We start from the raw sequence: 17,447 nt of genomic DNA, 5'->3' as shown, positions 1-17,447 counted from the left end.
GTCCTCTGACTGACGCCCTCTGACTGAAGTGTTCTGACTGACGAGCTAAAATCGCTCATTAATAATCTTTGCGAACCAACCTCATTTCAATCGCAATGCTTCTTGGCAAAAATCCCCTTTTATGTCGGATATAACTCAGAAATGCGCGACTTGTCACAACAAAATAGATACCTATTTTTCTCGTTAAAAAATAAGCGTGTTTTGGCGTGTGACATGCATCACCCAAAAGACAATTAAGCATAACCTTATGATTTTTATATTATTATAATTCCATCCAGGGTCGTTATCAGGAGAGAATCGTGATTGCATCCTGAAGCGGACAACCTTTTTAGCTGTTTTTTTTAACGAAAATAACGTCAACGTCGCGCTTTTTTACGGTTTTAACGATTATTCACATTGCAGCCTTCACTTAACTTGGGCTTAGTGGAGTTGTTTGCTGGCCTGGAGCAACAAGTATCGCTTGGGGCATCCCATCCATAATCACAACGTCAGGGTCGGCAACACAGTAAGCTTGAGCTCGCGAAGGTTGTAAGCAACGAGCTCACTATCCATCACGTGAACTGAAAGCAACAGTAAGGAATGGCTATGTTTTCGAGTAACATTAGAGTTGCCAGCAAGACCCTACTTGCCTCTGCAATTATCGGTGCGCTGAGCGCAAGTGCTGGCGTCAGTGCCGCCGAGCGCAGTGAGCTCACTATCCACCCGAAAGAATTCAATACTTTTGTCCGTAACTTTAACCCTTTCCTCGGCGCTACCTATCTGCACACCACCACTGACTTTATCTATGAGCCTTTAGTGGTGTTTAACGAAATGAAAGGCAACCAGCCTGTCTTTCGTCTCGCGAGTGGCTATGAAATGGCGGATGACCTGAAAAGTGTCACCTTCACCCTTCGCGAAGGGGTGAAATGGTCAGACGGTGAAGCCTATACCGCCGATGATGTGGTGTATTCGTTTGATTTGGTCAAAAACCACCCTGAGTTGGATCAATCTGGGATTAACCAATGGGTTGATGACGTGAAGAAGCTAGACGACTACACCGTCCGCTTTGAACTCACTGAGGCAAACTCGAATGTCCCCTACGAAATTGCGAAAGTACCTGTGGTGCCTGAACACGTCTGGAAAAATGTTGAAGAGCCCGCGTCTTACACCAATGAAAACCCGGTAGGCTCTGGCCCCTTCACCACCATCGATACCTTCACATCACAGCTCTATATTCAATGTCGTAACCCGCATTATTGGGATAACGACAACCTCGATGTTGACTGTCTGCGCGTACCACAAATTGCCAATAACGATCAGTTTTTAAGTAAAGTGATCAACGGCGAAATGGACTGGACCTCATCGTTTATTCCTGACATTGATCGCACCTATGCCGCCGCTAATCCAAACCATCACTATTGGTATCCTGCCGCCGGCACCCAAGCCTTTATGGTTAATTTTAATGACCCAGACCCTGCCAAGCGTGAAGCGCTAACCAATGTCGACTTCCGTCGCGCCTTTTCGATGGCGCTGGACCGTCAAACCATCATTGATATCGCGTTTTATGGTGGTGGTACGGTAAACGACTTCGCCTCTGGCTTAGGTTATGCCTTTGAGTCTTGGTCCGACGAAGCAGTGCATGAAAAATATCGCCAATACAATACGTACGATCTAGACGGCGCCAAAGCACTGCTCGCTAAAGCCGGCTTTAAAGATCAAGACGGCGATGGCTTTGTGGAAACGCCATCAGGTAAGTCGTTTGAGCTCGAGATCCAATCCCCCAATGGCTGGACCGATTTCAACAACACCGTTCAACTAACAGTTGAGCAACTTGCCGAGGCCGGTATCAAAGCCAAAGCACGTACCCCTGATTTCTCGGTATACCGCCAAGCGATGCTCGAAGCCGACTACGACGTCGCCTACACCAACTACTTCCACGGTGCTGATCCTTATACCTATTGGAATAGCGCGTATAACTCCAACTTACAGGAAGGGGATGGCATGCCGCGGTTCGCAATGCATTACTACCAAAATGCCGAGCTCGACAAGCTGTTAGACAGCTTCTACAAAACCGCGGACAAGGCTGAGCAGCTGGAAATTGCCCACCAAATCCAAGCGATTATCGCCAAGGATCAGGTCACTATTCCGGTGCTTTCTGGTGCACAAATGTATCAATACAACACCACCCGCTTCACCGGTTGGTGGAACGAAGACAATCCGAAAGGTCGCCCCTCTATCTGGGCCGGCATTCCTGAGCGTCTTCTTCATGTGCTGGACCTTAAGCCCGTTCAGTAACCAATATCGGGCGCCTTGCGCGCCCGCTTTTCCACGGTGTTCACGCCACGAACATCACCACTTCGCTGTGTAAGGTGTGGGTTATGGGTTATTTTTTCCGACGGCTAACTTTTTACATGATTGCCCTTTTAGTGGCAGCAACACTCAATTTTATTATTCCTCGTGCCATGCCCGGTGATCCTGTCACCATGATGTTTGCCAACGCCTCGGTGCAAGTCACTCCAGAGCGGATTGAGGCAATGAAACAACTGCTGGGCTTTGTTGATGGCCCCCTCTATATGCAGTATTTCACCTACATGAAAAACGTGTTGAGCTGGGATTTAGGCACCTCCATCCAGTTTTATCCGTTGTCAGTAAACGAGCTCCTCGGCAAAGCCTTTGGCTGGTCGCTGTTTCTTGCCGGCAGTGCAGTGCTGCTGTCCTTCTCGCTGGGCTCGATTTTGGGGATTTTTGCCGCTTGGAAGCGCGGCGGAAAATACGATGCTGTGATCACCCCAGGAATGCTAATCATCCAAGCGGTACCTCAAGTGGTTATCGCGATGTTAGCGCTGTTTATTTTCGCCATTGGCCTGAAATGGTTTCCAACCGGATATGCCTACACGCCGGGCGTCACCCCTGACTGGACCAGCTGGGCCTTTATTAAAGATGTGGCCTATCACGCCGTACTCCCGCTTTTTTGTGCCTCCATCATTCAAGTCGGCGGCTTTTTGGTCAACATGCGTAACAACATGATTAACCTGCTTGCGGAAGACTACATCACCATGGCCCGCGGCAAAGGGTTAAGTGAAAACCGCGTGGTATTTAACTACGCCGCCCGGAACGCACTCTTGCCCAGTGTTACTGCGCTATCGATGTCGCTGGGTATTGCCATCGGGGGCCAACTGATTGTGGAGATCATTTTTAACTACCCCGGTCTTGGCTCAGTGCTTTTGAATGCGATCAACGCGCGTGACTACCAAGTCCTACAAGGCCAGCTACTGATTATGACCTTGTTTATGCTCTCGTTTAACTTAATTGCTGACATGCTGTACGTGGTCCTTGACCCACGCCTGCGCAAAGGAGGCAAATAATATGAAAGATCTCCTCACCCTTATAGTACGCAATAAAATTGCCCGCGCAGGCTCCATCATTGTTGGCCTATTTATATTAATGGCGGTCTTCGCGCCTTTATTAACCCAGCATGCACCTGATAAACGCACCGGTAACCCGCATGAATACCCAAGCTTTATCGTCAAAGCGGCGCAAGCAAATCCAGACGGCTGGGTCGCCACACACTTAGCGGATGATCGTCGCACCCTACTGATGTCGAAAAAGGCCGACCATGTCCTTGGTACCACCCGTATGGGTCGTGATGTCTGGTCGCAGTTAGTACATGGCGCCCGTGTTTCGTTAGCGGTGGGTTTTGGGGCAGGCATCACCGTGTGTGTGCTCGCCACCTTAATTGGTATTACCGCCGGCTATTTAGGCGGTTGGGTTGACGATGTACTCACCGCCGCGATGAACATTATGTTGGTGATCCCGCAATACCCACTCTTGTTCGTGCTCGCCGCATTTATCGGCGAAGCCGGACCGCTGACGATCGCCATCATTATTGGCTGCACCTCGTGGGCGTGGGGCGCACGGGTGGTTCGCTCACAAACCCTTGCCCTGCGCGAAAAAGAGTTCGTGAAAGCTGCCGAAGTGCTGGGTGAGTCGCGCTTTCGTATCACCTTTGTCGAGATCTTACCTAATCTCGTGCCCATTGTTGGCGCTAGCTTTATTGGTTCGGTGATGTATGCCATTGCCATGGAGTCGATTATCTCCTTTCTAGGCCTTGGCGATCCCAACACCATCAGCTGGGGGATCATGCTCTACAACGTGCAAACCTCTTCATCCATGTTAATTGGCGCGTGGTGGGAGCTGCTCGCACCTTGTATTGCGCTGACTTTACTGGTTACGGGGCTTGCGTTACTCAACTTCGCGGTGGATGAAATTGCCAACCCGCAATTACGAGCGCAAAAAGGGATGAAGCGCTGGAAAAAACTCAGCCAACAAGAAAAGAAAGCCCGCGACGAGAATCCCGTTGCCGAACACATGCTGATCAGTGGAGATAAATCATGAGTCGCACCCCACTTATCTCAATCCGTGACCTGTGCGTGGACTACATTACCGATGCCGGTGATGTCCGAGCCTGTGATCACGTTAGTTTTGACATTGCCCCCGGTGAAGTTTTTGGTCTGGCCGGCGAATCGGGTTGCGGTAAATCCACCGTTGCCTTTTCGCTGATGCGTCTACATAAGCCACCCGCCTTTATCACCGGCGGAGAAGTCATCTTTAACGGCGAGAATATCCTCGATTACAGCGACGCTCGGATGCGCGACTTTCGCTGGCGGGAGATGTCGATGGTGTTTCAAAGCGCCATGAATGCCCTTAATCCAGTGCTGACGCTCGAAGAACAGTTTTGCGATGTGCTAATGCGCCACACCAACCTGACCCGCAAACAAGCGGTCAAACGGGCTCAGGGCTTGCTGGAAATTGTCGATATTCACCCTAGCCGCCTGACCGATTATCCGCACCAATTTTCGGGCGGAATGCGTCAACGTCTAGTGATTGCGATTGCACTGGCCCTCAATCCGAAAATGATCATCATGGATGAACCCACCACGGCATTAGATGTGGTAGTGCAGCGCGAGATCTTGCAAAAAATCTACGCGTTAAAAGAAGAGTTTGGCTTTTCGATTCTGTTTATCACCCATGACTTATCGCTCATGGTGGAGTTCTCCGACCGGATTGGGATCATGTACTCCGGTGAGCTGATTGAAGTCGCACCGTCCAAACAGGTGCTCAACAACCCCTACCACCCCTACACCGAAGGGCTGGGCAGCTCATTCCCCTCACTCACCGGGCCTAAGCGCCAGCTCACGGGGATCCCGGGCAATCCACTCAATTTGCTCGAAATCCCGACCGGCTGCCGCTTTCAAGCGCGCTGTGCTCAGGTGCATGAGCGGTGTCGAACCACCCAAACGGCGCTGCGCCAAATCGAACCAGGACGGTATTCCAACTGCCATCTATACGGCGAGCCCATCGCCCAACAAAAACTCTAATAACGCGCCAATGTGAGGAAGTCAGAGATGAGTACAGGTTTTGGAGAACTGCTGGTTGAAGGGAAAAACGTGGTGAAAGATTTTCCCATTAACAGTCATGCCCTTAAACAACCCATGATGCGAGCGATCAATGATGTCTCGTTCAAAATGTACAAAGGCCGTGGACTTGCCGTGGTGGGTGAGTCGGGCTCGGGAAAGTCAACCACCGCGAAAATGATCGCAAAAATGTACGCCCCGACCGACGGCTGCATTGAATATCGAGGCCGCGATATTACCACCATTAAAAAACGTGATGAGCTGATGCGCTATCGCGAAGGCCTACAAATGGTATGGCAAGACCCTTTTGGCTCGCTCAACCCCACCCATAATGTGTTTCACCATATTGCGCGCCCGTTATTGATCCACAAAAAAGTCGCCAAGCGCGATAAAGCTCAGTTGAAAGAGCGGGTGTTCGAGCTGCTCGAGCAAGTGGGCTTGACTCCGGCCAAAGAAACGGCGGAGAAATTCCCCCACCAGTTGTCGGGCGGTCAACGCCAGAGGATAAACCTAGCGCGAAACATCGCCGTGGGTGCGGAAGTGGTACTCGCCGACGAGCCGACCTCGATGCTGGATGTGTCGATTCGTGCCGGTGTACTTAACCTCATGGAAGAGATGAAAGTGGAGAAGCAAATGTCGCTGCTCTACATCACCCATGATATCGCCACCGCGCGCTACATTGCCGAAGACTTGGCGGTGATGTACGTCGGCCATATGGTCGAATGGGGAGACACCGAAGAGATTATTCACCATCCCCAACACCCTTATACCCAGCTGTTGGTCTCGGCCGTACCCGACCCGAGCAAGTCTATTCATGAAAAACTAAAGGGCAACAAGGGTGAGATCCCCCTATGGACACCGGATTCGGTCGGCTGCCCTTTTGCTGGCCGCTGCCCACATGCGACAGCCAAATGCGCTGAGCAGTTACCCGGCGTGACCAAACTCGCCGACAACCACTATGTGCGCTGCTATTTGTACGAGCAATAGCGACCAATAAGGATACCATCATGCAAGTGCTGACCAATCACATTGGCTACTCGTTACGCGGAGACAAATACGCGGTGATCATCAGTGACAGCGACCGCCTCACCGGCACGCCCGTGGCACTGATTTCTCTGCCCCCTCTTAAGGGGACAGGCACTCTTAATTCGGCAGATAAAGCTGCCTCCTCCTCTGGAGACAGGCACTTTAATGATGCCGCAGAAGGCGCGCAAAATTTTACGGGGACAGGCACTCTTATTCACGGGACAGACACTTTTGTTAGTGGGACAGACACAGTATCACTCGATAACGTGGTCGCGCAGTTTGAATTACACCAAGGAACACAGTTAAACAACTGGCAGATGGGCACAGCTTATACCCTCGATTTTTCTGCCTTTGCGCATCGCGGACGCTATCAACTCGTGCTGTTAACAGACACACCGGTATATTCCCATCCGTTTGAGATAAGGGATAATTGTCTGTTTCACACCACGTTTTCCGACCTGCTCCATTACTTTAAATCGCAGCGGTGTAGCGGTATTTACGAACACGCGGATCAGCGCGCTAAGGTATTTGGCTCTGATGAACGCATGGATGTGTCCGGCGGTTGGTACGATGCCTCTGGCGATGTGAGCAAATACCTGAGCCACCTTTCCTATGCCAATTACTTCAATCCGCAACAAATCCCTCTTTTGGCTTGGGGGCTGGCCGATCTTGCCAGCCAGTTTAGCTCGGAAACGCTGCCCGCGTTTATGCGTACGCGATTAGCCGATGAAGCGAAACACGGCGCCGATTTTCTTCTCCGTATGCAACACCCCAGTGGCTTTTTTTATATGACGGTGTTTGATCAATGGTCGAAAGACCCGGAGCGCCGCACCCTTTGCGCTTACGCGACGCAAGATGGCGTGATGAGTGAGGCTTACCAAGCCGGTTTTCGGCAAGGCGGCGGCATGGCGATTGCTGCCCTTTCCGCTGCAAGCCGAGCCCCGCTTTGCGCCGAGCCAGACCAACAAACACGCTATTTAGACGCCGCCATTCGCGGCTACTGGCATTTGGTTGAACATAACCACCATTACCTTGATAACGGTGAGCCAAACATTATTGACGAAACCTGCGCCCTTCTCGCCGCATGCGAGTTACATCACGCCACTCGGCAATCTACCGAGGAGCAATCTATTGGGGACAGTCACGCTTATTTAATGGGACAGGCACCTTTAGGTTCTGGGGACAGACACATTAGTGCGAACGGTGACTGTCCCTTCTTGAGCGAGGCTCGAGGCTGGATGCAAAAGCTGGTCGCACGGCAACACAGTGATGAAACTTGCCAGTATTATTGGTCAGCAAATGCTGATGGGAGCCGCCCCTTTTACCATGCCGCTGATGCGGGCCTACCCGGGTTGGCATTAATTCGCTATCTCGATGTGGAAACCGACCCCAGCCATCAAGCTATCGCACAAACAGCCCTGGAACGCGCCTGCCAGTTTGAGCTCAACCTAACACAAACCGCCGATAATCCATTCGCGTATCCGCGTCAGTACGTCAAACCCGTCGATGGCGTCAAACAGGTGCGTCATTTTATTCCTCACCACAATGAAACCGGCTATTGGTGGCAAGGCGAGAATGCACGCTTGGGATCACTGGCGACCTTTGCATGTCATGCCACGCGCCATATTCATGACGATACGCTGAATACTGCCCTCCACACCTTTAGCCAACGGGCGCTTAATTGGATCCTCGGTTTAAACCCATTTGATATCTGTATGCTCGATGGACATGGCCACAACAACCCAGATTACCTACCACACTTGGGCTTTTTTAATGCCAAAGGGGGGATCTGCAATGGCATTACCGCAGGGATGGAGGATGAAACACAGATTGCATTCAACCCCGTGCCATATTGCGATGATATGGCGCAAAACTGGCGATGGGGCGAGCAGTGGTTGCCACATGCAAGCTGGTTTATGCTCGCCATCAGTGCGCAAACACTGATTGGCAACGGCCACTCGAACAAGGAGAACGCGTGATGACTTACCGCCTCGATCTTAGTGTGATCAACGAGTATCCCAATGACACCCCGCCGCGCAGCCGAATGGGGTTAACCTTGCATAACCTCACCGACCGTTCGTTGGAAGCGCTGTCCATTGCGGTACTGTTTGATCGCTTCATCAACCCCAATACCCTGTCACAAGGCAGTATTGAGCAAATTGGCAGCTATTGCGTCATTACACCGGCGCATCAAACTCTCGATGCCAATCAGAGCTTATACATCGAGTTTGATGCCCACACGCCGCCATTGCGGTTCCTTTGTGCGGGCTTTAAAGATGCACTGCTCTATGCCAATGGCGAGCAATATTCAGTGATGCTCACTCCCATTAACTTGGCACACACTCATACCACACGATCAACGATTCCAGATGTTCATCCCGCCGAGCACGCCATTATTCCGGTGCCCAAATCAGTGCGCCACCAGCCAGGGTACTTTACGCTTTCACCTACAACACCGTTAATCGCGGTGGATCCACAGGCCCTTCCCGCCGCTCAGTGGTTAAGTAACGAATGGGTTCGCATGTATCCGCAAGCTGATATTGCACTCGACCCGCGCCACCAAGATGCGGTCACTGGCGATCATGCTATTATCTTACGGCCATTACCCGACTCCGCACTTCGAGATATCGCACACCGTGATGAGGCCTACCAGCTCACCGTCACCGACCAAGGCGTGGTGATCCAAGCCTGTGCTGAACGCGGGTTTATTCACGGCTGCGCATCGCTGTTACAACTTTGCCAAGAGCATGAAACACAACTTCGAATACCGGCAATAAAAATCAGCGATGCACCACGCTTTGCTTACCGAGGGATGATGCTCGATTGCGCGCGCCATTTTCATTCGGTGGACACGGTAAAGCGACTGATTAACCAGTTAGCCTATTTTAAGTTCAATACCTTTCACTGGCACTTAACCGACGATGAAGGCTGGCGACTGGAGATTAAAGCCCTGCCTGAATTGACGCGCTATGGGAGTCAACGCGGCCCCAATACCCGCCTTGCCCCGCAATTCAGTCATATTGCAGAACGTCACGAAGGTTATTATCGCCAAGAAGACGTACGTGACGTGATTGAATACGCCGCAGCCCGCGGTATTACCGTCATTCCAGAAATTGATATTCCCGGTCACTGTCGCGCAGCCATCAAAGCACTGCCTGATTGGCTACACGATGCCGACGACCGCTCTACTTACCGCAGCGTACAACACTACACCGATAACGTATTATCGCCAGCCCTCGATGGCACGTATCGATTTTTAGATACGGTATTAAGTGAAGTCGCCGATCTTTTCCCCGCCTCATGGGTTCATATTGGTGCCGATGAAGTCCCTGACGGGGTATGGACGGATAGCCCAATTTATCGGGACAGACGCATGAACGGAGAAACGACCGCTTCGCTACAGGGACAGATACTGACCTATGCGGAGCAAAAGCTTCGCGCCTTGGGCAAACATATGGTTGGCTGGGAAGAAGTGCAGCACGGCGATAAAGTGAGCAAGAATACCGTGATCTATTCATGGCAAAGCGAAGACGCCGCACTGCATTGTGCGCAGCATGGGTTTGATGTGATTTTAACCCCCGGTCAGGCGACCTATCTCGATATGGTGCAAGATTATGCTGCCACCGAGCCTGGCCTCGACTGGGCGGGCGTCACGCCACTAGAAAAAGCCTATCAATATGAGCCACTGGCAAGTCTTGCCAGTGACGATCCCGCCCGTGAGCATATGCTAGGCGTGCAATGTGCACTTTGGAGTGAGCTGATCACCAATCAGGACAGGCTCGATTACATGGTATTTCCAAGGCTTACCGCCATTGCGGAAGCGGCTTGGAGCCACAGCGAGCGCCGTGACTGGCTCGATTATCTAGCCAGACTCAAAGCGCAATTACCGCGCTTAGACAAGTTCGGTATTCAATACCGTTCCCCTTGGGCATCGAACAAGTAGGCCGAATTCGCCCACCTGGCAGCGCGCCCTGCGCTGCCAGCTCTTTGCGCTCGCATCCCATCTGTTTATAATGCTCAGCCATTGTTGTCAGTCTGAGAGTGTTTCCGGCATGCTACGCCAAGAAATTAATACCCTACTCACCCCTATTCATGGTTTTCTGCACTGTCAAACCCCCGACAGTTGGATTGACGCGGCCATCCAGCCTGACAACCAATCGATTCTTTTACGCGATCACGCGAACTGCGAATTAAAAGCCAGCCAAACCGCGATGTGGTTGATCCGTAAATATGCGGTTGACGCGGCGAGTGGCGAGCAACTACTGGCATGGGCCAAACCCTATGAAGACTTTGTTTATCGCGGCGTTCGCGATGGGATCTTCCACGCGCGAAAAAACGGTCTCAGCGCGCCTTTAACCCCTAAAGGGGGTTTTGCCCACGGCCAAGCCTTGATTGATAAAATGGTCCGCTTAATCAAAGAAGAGTTTCATCACTTTGAGCAAGTGATTGAAATCATGGACGCACGCGGCATTCCTTATCAACCGTTAGAAGCAGGCCGCTACGCCAAAGGATTAATGAGCGCGGCACGCACTCACGAGCCGGCAACCTTGGTCGATAAATTGATTATTGGCGCCTACATTGAAGCACGCTCCTGCGAGCGCTTTGCTAAAGTCGCCCCACACCTTGATGATGAACTGCAAAAGTTCTATATCTCGCTACTGCGCTCCGAAGCACGCCATTATCAAGATTACCTCACGCTTGCAGAAACCATCGCCGGCGGAGACATTCGCGACCGGATTCAAACCATCGGCGAGCGCGAAGCCGAGTTGATCCAAGCACCCGACAACCAATTCCGCTTTCACAGCGGCCCCCCTGCTTAGCTTCTTCTTATTGGGACAGGCACTGTTGATTCTCGCGAGGACAGTCAACCCTTGATGACTGTCCTCGTCGTTTTTCTCCAACGTTCGAACCTTTTCCCCTATCAGGACAGACACTCTGTAGTGACTGTCCCTGTTATGACTTCCTACGCCATCACTACTCACTATTCTCGAGAAGTACTTCTTGGGACAGACATGTTAAGAAAATAATAACTCTCATAATTACACCACTTCTTGCACTGTCACGAAAACTCTAGCTAGAAAGCATGAAGGCTGTTTATTTATACAGTATATTTTACTCATACCTAGATGCTAAGAGGGACCGACGATGACCAAAGCTCGCGCATCGCAAATAAATTTAGCCGCCACCCCCTATTACCATTGCGTCTCACGTTGTGTGCGCCGCTCGTTTTTGTGCGGCTATGATGCGCAGTCACAAAAAAGCTATGAGCATCGTCGCACATGGATAGAAACGCGTTTACTTGCACTAGCCAAAGCGTTTTGTATCGATGTCTGTGCTTATGCCATTATGAGCAACCACTATCACGTTGTTTTGCATATCAACGCCAAAGCGGCTCGGTCTTTAACCAATATCGAGGTTGTTGAACGCTGGCTAGCCTTTCATCAAGCGCCTACGCTTATACAACGTTTTTATCAGGGTGAATCGCTCTCTCACTCAGAGCGAAAAGCGTGTTTTCACATCATTGAGAACTGGCGCGAACGTTTGATGTCTGTCAGCTGGTTTATGAAGCTGCTTAATCAATATATTTCGACACAAGCGAACCGAGAGGATCAATGTTCAGGGCTTTTTTGGGAGGGACGTTTTAAAAGCCAAGCCATATTAGATGAAAAAGCACTCGCTGCGGCGATGGCCTATGTCGATTTGAACCCAGTGCGAGCAGGTATCACCAAACAGCCTAAACATGCCAATTACACATCGATTAAAAAGCGCGTTGAATCACTCGAGCAAAATAAAGCGACCCCAGCCGGCTTGTTCCCCTTCGCCGGGAACCCGAGAAAGTCGATGCCCGACGGTATCCCTTTTCGCCTTATGGACTATTTGGCTCTGGTAGAATGGACGTGCGCTCAGGGCCAGAACGCCAATTCACTCCCGAGACCACAGCTACTCACACAGCTGAACATCTCACGTGAAACCTGGTTAAGTACATGCTCTCACTTAGAGGGCGGGAATATCGTAGGTTCACTATCGAGTATTCAGGCGGTATTGCCGACACTCGGTCTAAAACGCATGACTGGCGTCATGATCTAAAGTGAGTTGGGCTTGTCGTTGAGTGCATCCCCATAACGTAAACACCAAATAAACTCGCTAAGGCCTCATCCAATCCAATAGGCCAGCGCCATTATCAGTACAAACAACACACCCACCGCTTTTAAGAGCGGCTTTAGCCCTTTTGCTCCACCTTCCGGGGATTGATTACAGCATCCCATATTATCTCCTGAACGTTTTTCCAGAAGAATAAGCCTTCCAGTAACAGGAAGGTAAAGGGATATTCAGGTTTGATTCTAGCTTGTTGGGGGGACAGACACTTTAGATGCTTAAGTGCCTGCCCCCCCCCAATACTCACTAATACACTGTACTCAGAAATCTGGACTCTGTATCCTAGTGGCTATAAACATCTATCAAGGACAATGACGATGTGGTATCTCATTTATTCGCAAGACATCGAGAACAGCCTACCGCTACGCAAGCAAGCGCGCGACGCACACCTTGAGCGCTTACACCAACTGGAAAAAGAAAACCGTTTGATGATTGCAGGACCAAACCCTGCCGTTGATAGCGACGAGCCGGGCGAAGCTGGGTTTACGGGATCAACCGTTCTTGCTTGGTTTGAGTCATTATCAGCCGCCCAAGTCTGGGCCGACAAAGACCCTTATGTAGCCGCTGGCGTCTATGCAGACGTAACCGTTAAACCTTTCAAAAAAGTGCTTCCTCAGGACCCTGCCTAATGCGATTAGTAAAAGTATTAATGATGGCTGCCATTGGGCTAATACTGAGTGCCTGTAGTAGCACCCAGCATGACCAAGCCGCAGAAGCCGCAATCCAACGTGCCGACATGATTGCACAGTTACTGCCGATGGATATTGAAGGCTACTCACTGGTTCGCGCTCGTGCGCAAGATGCCATTATCGAGCTGACGCTTCTGGAGAAGAATGCCAAAAAAGCACCGGGGCAGCTCTTTTCCGGCTTAGAGCGTCGTTATTGCGAGGATAACGATATCCGCAGTATGTTAGATAGTGGTATCAGCTATACCATTTTGGTTCGCGACACCCGTGGTCGACAAATCCTCAAAAACGCTATCGATGCCCCCGGATGTGCTAGCTAATTAATTGCCAAGGCTGTTCCCACTCCGCCGGTAAGGCTGGCCACAACTCGCCTGCGCTCGGGGGCAGTACATAGCTATAGCGTGTTTCAGGCTGATCGTCGGTAAAACGACATGTAAATTGCAGCCCATAAGCGTGTAAGTAGCCACGATCTGCAGGCTCGCCGCCATAGTAATCATCACCGATAAGCGGAGAGCCAATGCTTTTCATCGCCACGCGAATTTGATGGGTTTTGCCTGTGTAGGGCCGACAGAGAAAAAGTCGCCGCCCCTCACCACCAGCAATAGAGGTAAAACGCGTTCTCGCAGGGTTATCTTTGCTGGTCAGTAATTTCCAGCTACCTCGCCGCCCCTTAGTCATATCACCAACGATCAATCCCTGCTTCTTACGCGGCTTTTTCGCACTTAATGCCAAATAGAACTTTTCTATCTCGCGAGAAGCAAACAGCCCAGAGAGGACAGACGCCGCATGAGAAGAAGTTGCCAGCAGCAGCAAGCCCGATGTCATCTTGTCCAACCGATGCACAAGGTAGACTTTCTCAACCCCAATATGCGCCGCCACGGCCGGTAGAAGTACCGCATGATCGGCTTCTTTTTGCACGCTAACGCCGTGGTGCTTATTGATCACCACAAAGTATTGGTTTTGGTCGACAATTGAAAACATAACGAGGCGATTTACCGGTTGGCCACTGAGGACAGGCATCATAACGACTTCACACTTACGTCGCTAGGGCAATCATATAAGTGACTGTCCCCCGAGTGTTTATAAGTGACTGTCCCCCGAGTGTTCAAAAGTGTCTGTCCCGTTTGCTAATATCTAGTTAGCTTAAAGTGCCTGTCCCCGATAGCTGATAGCTTGATAGCTATACCCGCTTCACACTCTCGCGCACTACTAAAGTTGGCTCGAGCTGAACGGTTTGGCTGTCACTTTGAGGGTCATCCAGTTTGTGGAGTAGCGTTTCAACGGCCGCTTGACCGAGACGGTACTTGGGCTGGTGAATAGTGGTCAGGGAGGGCGAGACAAATTTTGCGAGGTGGATATCATCGTACCCCATGATAGAAAGATCCTCGGGTACCCGAATGCCGAGTGCATTAGCAGCATTGATCGCGCCCATCGCCATCATGTCATTGCCGGCAAAAATCGCGCTCGGCAGGGAGCCGCTCGCGGCGATCGCTTGCATGCCTTGATAGCCTCCCTCACACTCAAAGTCCGCTTCTACCATCCAGTCTGCGTTCTCAGTAAGTCCAGCATCGCGCAGCGCATCTTTAAAGCCTTGAAAACGGCGCTGTGCTTGTTGTTTAAGCAAAGGACCACTGATGCAACCAATCTGGCGGTGGCCACAGTCAATCAAGTGCTGGGTCGCTAAATAGCCGCCTTGATAGGAATTGTCTTGAATTTTATCGCAAGCAAAATCAATCGGCCCCCAATCCATCACCACCACGGGAATATCCGGATAACGATCAAAGCCTTCAATCCGCTCACCTTCCAAGGTCGAGCACATCAAAATCAAACCATCGACCCGCTTTTGCAACAGCGTATCAATTGAAGCACGCATACGCTCAGCATCGCCTTCCGTGTTGCATAAAATCAAACTGTAGCCATTGTGATAACAGCTGCGCTCGACGCCTTTTACTACTTCACCAAAAAACGGGTTGGTGGAGGTAGTCACCAGCATCCCAAACGTTTTAGTACGATTCACTTTTAGGCTGCGAGCCAGTGCCGACGGGGCGTAATAGTTAAGCTCTTTCGCGGCTTGGTTTACCTTCTCAGCAATCGCCTCACTCACATAACGGGTGTTGTTAATGACATGACTGACCGTCGATGTCGACACGCCCGCCCGTTTGGCAATATCTTTCATGGTCGCCATTTATCGCGCTCCGCTGACTAAGGTGAAATAACGATTAAGCATCTTGATGGGCCAAAAACGCCTCAACCTCTGAACGAGAAGGAATCGAGGTTTGTGCGCCACGCTGGGTCACGGATAATGCCGCCGCGGCATGCGCAAAGCGAATCGCCTGATAAAGTGTCTGTCCCTCTATCAGTCCTGTCACCAATGCCCCATTAAAGGTATCACCCGCGGCAGTGGTATCGACGGCATCGACACGGAATCCAGGAATGAGCTGGCCCGCTTGTTCGTCCTTTTCACTCAGCCAGACGCCTTGTTTGCCGAGGGTAATCAATACAGTCCCTACCCCTTTTTCATGAAGCACGTCCGAGGCCGCTTGGGCGCTGGCGGTGTCTGTTACCGCGATACCCGTCAGGCTTTGGGCTTCCGTTTCATTCGGGGTGATAATATCGACCTCGGCAAGAAGCGCGTCGCTCAACGGTGCGGCAGGGGCGGGATTAAGCACCACCTGTGTCTTTGCCGCTTTGGCATGAAACGCCGCCTTTTCGATACCACACATCGGCGTTTCTAACTGCATCAGTAAATAGTCAGCGTCGGCGATTTTAGTGAGATTATCGCTGATGGTCTCCGCTGTCAGATTGGCATTGGCTTCTGCCGAGAGTGCAATACTGTTCTCACCCTGTTCAGTCACTTGGATCATCGCAATCCCAGTCGGCGTATCAGGCTGTACCTTTATCGCACTGACATCCATCCCCTCTTGCGCATAAGACTGACGAATCTGCTGACCAAAGGCGTCGTCACCCACACTGGCAATAAAGGCAACATCAGCACCGCAACGCACCGCTGCCACCGCTTGATTCGCCCCTTTGCCGCCCGCAATTACGGCATAATCGTGGCCGTGTAATGTCTCTCCGGGACGAGGAAAACTAGAGACGCGTAAAACATGATCAGCATTGACGCTGCCAAGAACAACCAATCGGCTCATTACTATTCCTTACCGTTTTTAAATCAAAAAAGCACCACCCAGTGCGAACCCGATGGTGCTCACTATACGTTTCCCTGACGGCTTATTCAGCGATCGTTTCTTGGCTGATCACCTTAAGCGGCACGGGAATATAGCTGTCTACCGACTCGCCTTTCAGCACTTTATCCGCAGTTTCGACACCCAGCTCACCAATCATACCCGGTTGCTGAGCGATGGTCGCTGCCAGATGACCACGCTCGACGGCCGCAATGCCATCTTTGGTGCCATCAAAACCAACAATGGTGACATCTTTGCCTGATGCCTGCACCGCGCGCAACGCGCCAAATGCCATTTCATCGTTCTGGGCGAATACCGCTTCAACATCTGGATGTGCGGCAAGCAGGTTTTCCATCACATTCAGGCCTTTGGTACGGTCAAAATCCGCTGGCTGACTGGCGAGTAGCTGAACGTCGGTGCCTTCAATGGCATCCATAAAGCCTTCACCACGCTCGCGTGCTGCTGACGTGCCGGCAATACCCTCAAGTTGGATCACTTTGGCTCGCTCACCGACTTTACCGATGATGTATTCCGCCGCCATTTTACTGCCTTGAGCGTTATCAGAAGCAATATGACTCACCACGTCCCCACGGCTCGCGCCACGGTCTAGGGTGATCACCGGGATCTCCGCGCGATTCGCAATACGGATGGCGTTTGAGACCGCATCTGAGTCAGTCGGATTAATCAAAATGGCTTTAACGCCACGGATGGTTAAATCCTCCACATTCGACAGCTCTTTACTGGCGTCGTTTTGCGAATCAAGCACCAAGAGCTCATAACCAAGATCTTGTGCTTTCTGCTCTGCGCCCTCTTTCATGGTGACAAAAAATGGATTGTTTAAGGTTGAGACCACGATTGCCATTCTATCTTCCGCTTGCGCACTGATGCTCAGCGTTGACGACAGTAGCGCAGTGGTAATCAAGGTAGTCAGTTTTTTCATGCGTTCAGTCCTTTTGTGTTTGTAGGGTATTGTTTTTGCTTGCTAATAAAACAGAAATAAA

Annotated in this window: 15 protein-coding genes; 11 read left to right on the top strand and 4 right to left on the bottom strand. The window is 51.1% G+C overall.

Features of this window, described 5'->3' with window-relative positions; genetic code table 11:
• Positions 1–585: 585 nt before the first annotated feature.
• The 11 genes from EHW58_RS11335 (at position 586) to gspS2 (ending at position 13,581) form a co-directional block, all read left to right on the top strand.
• Positions 586–2,274 carry an ABC transporter substrate-binding protein gene (locus EHW58_RS11335; RefSeq protein ID WP_046075429.1) on the top strand — a complete coding sequence of 563 codons (1,689 nt, stop codon included), beginning with the start codon at positions 586–588 and terminating at the stop codon, positions 2,272–2,274.
• 83 nt (positions 2,275–2,357) lie between these two features.
• The gene (locus EHW58_RS11330) at positions 2,358–3,344 is read left to right on the top strand and encodes an ABC transporter permease (RefSeq protein ID WP_077579530.1); all 987 of its coding nucleotides are present in this window, start codon (positions 2,358–2,360) and stop codon (positions 3,342–3,344) included.
• Position 3,345: 1 nt separating this feature from the next.
• Positions 3,346–4,374, top strand: a complete 1,029-nt coding sequence (locus EHW58_RS11325; RefSeq protein WP_046075427.1) for an ABC transporter permease — start codon at positions 3,346–3,348, stop codon at positions 4,372–4,374.
• Positions 4,371–5,357 (top strand): ABC transporter ATP-binding protein, encoded by a 987-nt coding sequence (locus EHW58_RS11320; protein WP_046075426.1) that lies wholly within the window; start codon positions 4,371–4,373, stop codon positions 5,355–5,357. The genes EHW58_RS11325 and EHW58_RS11320 overlap by 4 nt, the downstream gene beginning before the upstream one ends.
• Before the next feature lie 27 nt (positions 5,358–5,384).
• Entirely contained in the window at positions 5,385–6,380 is a 996-nt protein-coding gene (locus EHW58_RS11315) for an ABC transporter ATP-binding protein (protein WP_152796480.1), read from the top strand.
• A gap of 20 nt (positions 6,381–6,400) precedes the next feature.
• Positions 6,401–8,398: a glycoside hydrolase family 9 protein gene (locus tag EHW58_RS11310; protein ID WP_227486455.1), complete on the top strand. Its 1,998-nt coding sequence runs from the start codon at positions 6,401–6,403 to the stop codon at positions 8,396–8,398.
• Positions 8,398–10,362, top strand: a complete 1,965-nt coding sequence (locus EHW58_RS11305) for a beta-N-acetylhexosaminidase (protein ID WP_152796656.1) — start codon at positions 8,398–8,400, stop codon at positions 10,360–10,362. The genes EHW58_RS11310 and EHW58_RS11305 overlap by 1 nt, the downstream gene beginning before the upstream one ends.
• A 109-nt stretch (positions 10,363–10,471) precedes the next feature.
• Positions 10,472–11,239: a tRNA-(ms[2]io[6]A)-hydroxylase gene (locus EHW58_RS11300; protein WP_152796478.1), complete on the top strand. Its 768-nt coding sequence runs from the start codon at positions 10,472–10,474 to the stop codon at positions 11,237–11,239.
• Between the two features lie 325 nt (positions 11,240–11,564).
• A complete protein-coding gene (locus tag EHW58_RS11295) occupies positions 11,565–12,506 on the top strand; it encodes a transposase (RefSeq protein ID WP_152796476.1) in 942 nt (313 codons plus the stop codon).
• Between the two features lie 386 nt (positions 12,507–12,892).
• Complete coding sequence (locus EHW58_RS11290; protein ID WP_152796474.1) at positions 12,893–13,204, top strand: YciI family protein; 312 nt, start codon at positions 12,893–12,895, stop codon at positions 13,202–13,204.
• Positions 13,204–13,581: a type II secretion system pilot lipoprotein GspS-beta gene (gene gspS2, locus EHW58_RS11285; protein WP_152796472.1), complete on the top strand. Its 378-nt coding sequence runs from the start codon at positions 13,204–13,206 to the stop codon at positions 13,579–13,581. Before EHW58_RS11290 ends, gspS2 begins: the two co-directional genes overlap by 1 nt.
• Here the strand turns inward: gspS2 and EHW58_RS11280 are convergent.
• The 4 genes from EHW58_RS11280 to rbsB all read right to left on the bottom strand — a co-directional run bounded on the left by EHW58_RS11280 (position 13,574) and on the right by rbsB (position 17,386).
• A complete protein-coding gene (locus EHW58_RS11280; protein ID WP_152796655.1) occupies positions 13,574–14,242 on the bottom strand; it encodes a TIGR01621 family pseudouridine synthase in 669 nt (222 codons plus the stop codon). The two genes, gspS2 and EHW58_RS11280, sit on opposite strands and share 8 nt — an antisense overlap.
• Positions 14,243–14,441: 199 nt before the next feature.
• Positions 14,442–15,446, bottom strand: coding sequence for a substrate-binding domain-containing protein (locus EHW58_RS11275; protein ID WP_046075418.1), 1,005 nt, complete (start codon positions 15,444–15,446; stop codon positions 14,442–14,444).
• Between the two features lie 34 nt (positions 15,447–15,480).
• Positions 15,481–16,410, bottom strand: a complete 930-nt coding sequence (rbsK, locus tag EHW58_RS11270) for a ribokinase (protein WP_152796470.1) — start codon at positions 16,408–16,410, stop codon at positions 15,481–15,483.
• A gap of 82 nt (positions 16,411–16,492) precedes the next feature.
• On the bottom strand, positions 16,493–17,386 hold the full coding sequence (gene rbsB / locus EHW58_RS11265; RefSeq protein WP_046075416.1) for a ribose ABC transporter substrate-binding protein RbsB: 894 nt from the start codon (positions 17,384–17,386) through the stop codon (positions 16,493–16,495).
• Positions 17,387–17,447 lie beyond the last annotated feature (61 nt).

The organism is Salinivibrio sp. VYel1, from assembly GCF_009377945.1.
Taxonomy (GTDB): domain Bacteria; phylum Pseudomonadota; class Gammaproteobacteria; order Enterobacterales; family Vibrionaceae; genus Salinivibrio; species Salinivibrio siamensis.
Note: the sequence above shows the minus strand (reverse complement) of the source record. Positions and strands in the feature narration are given on the sequence as shown.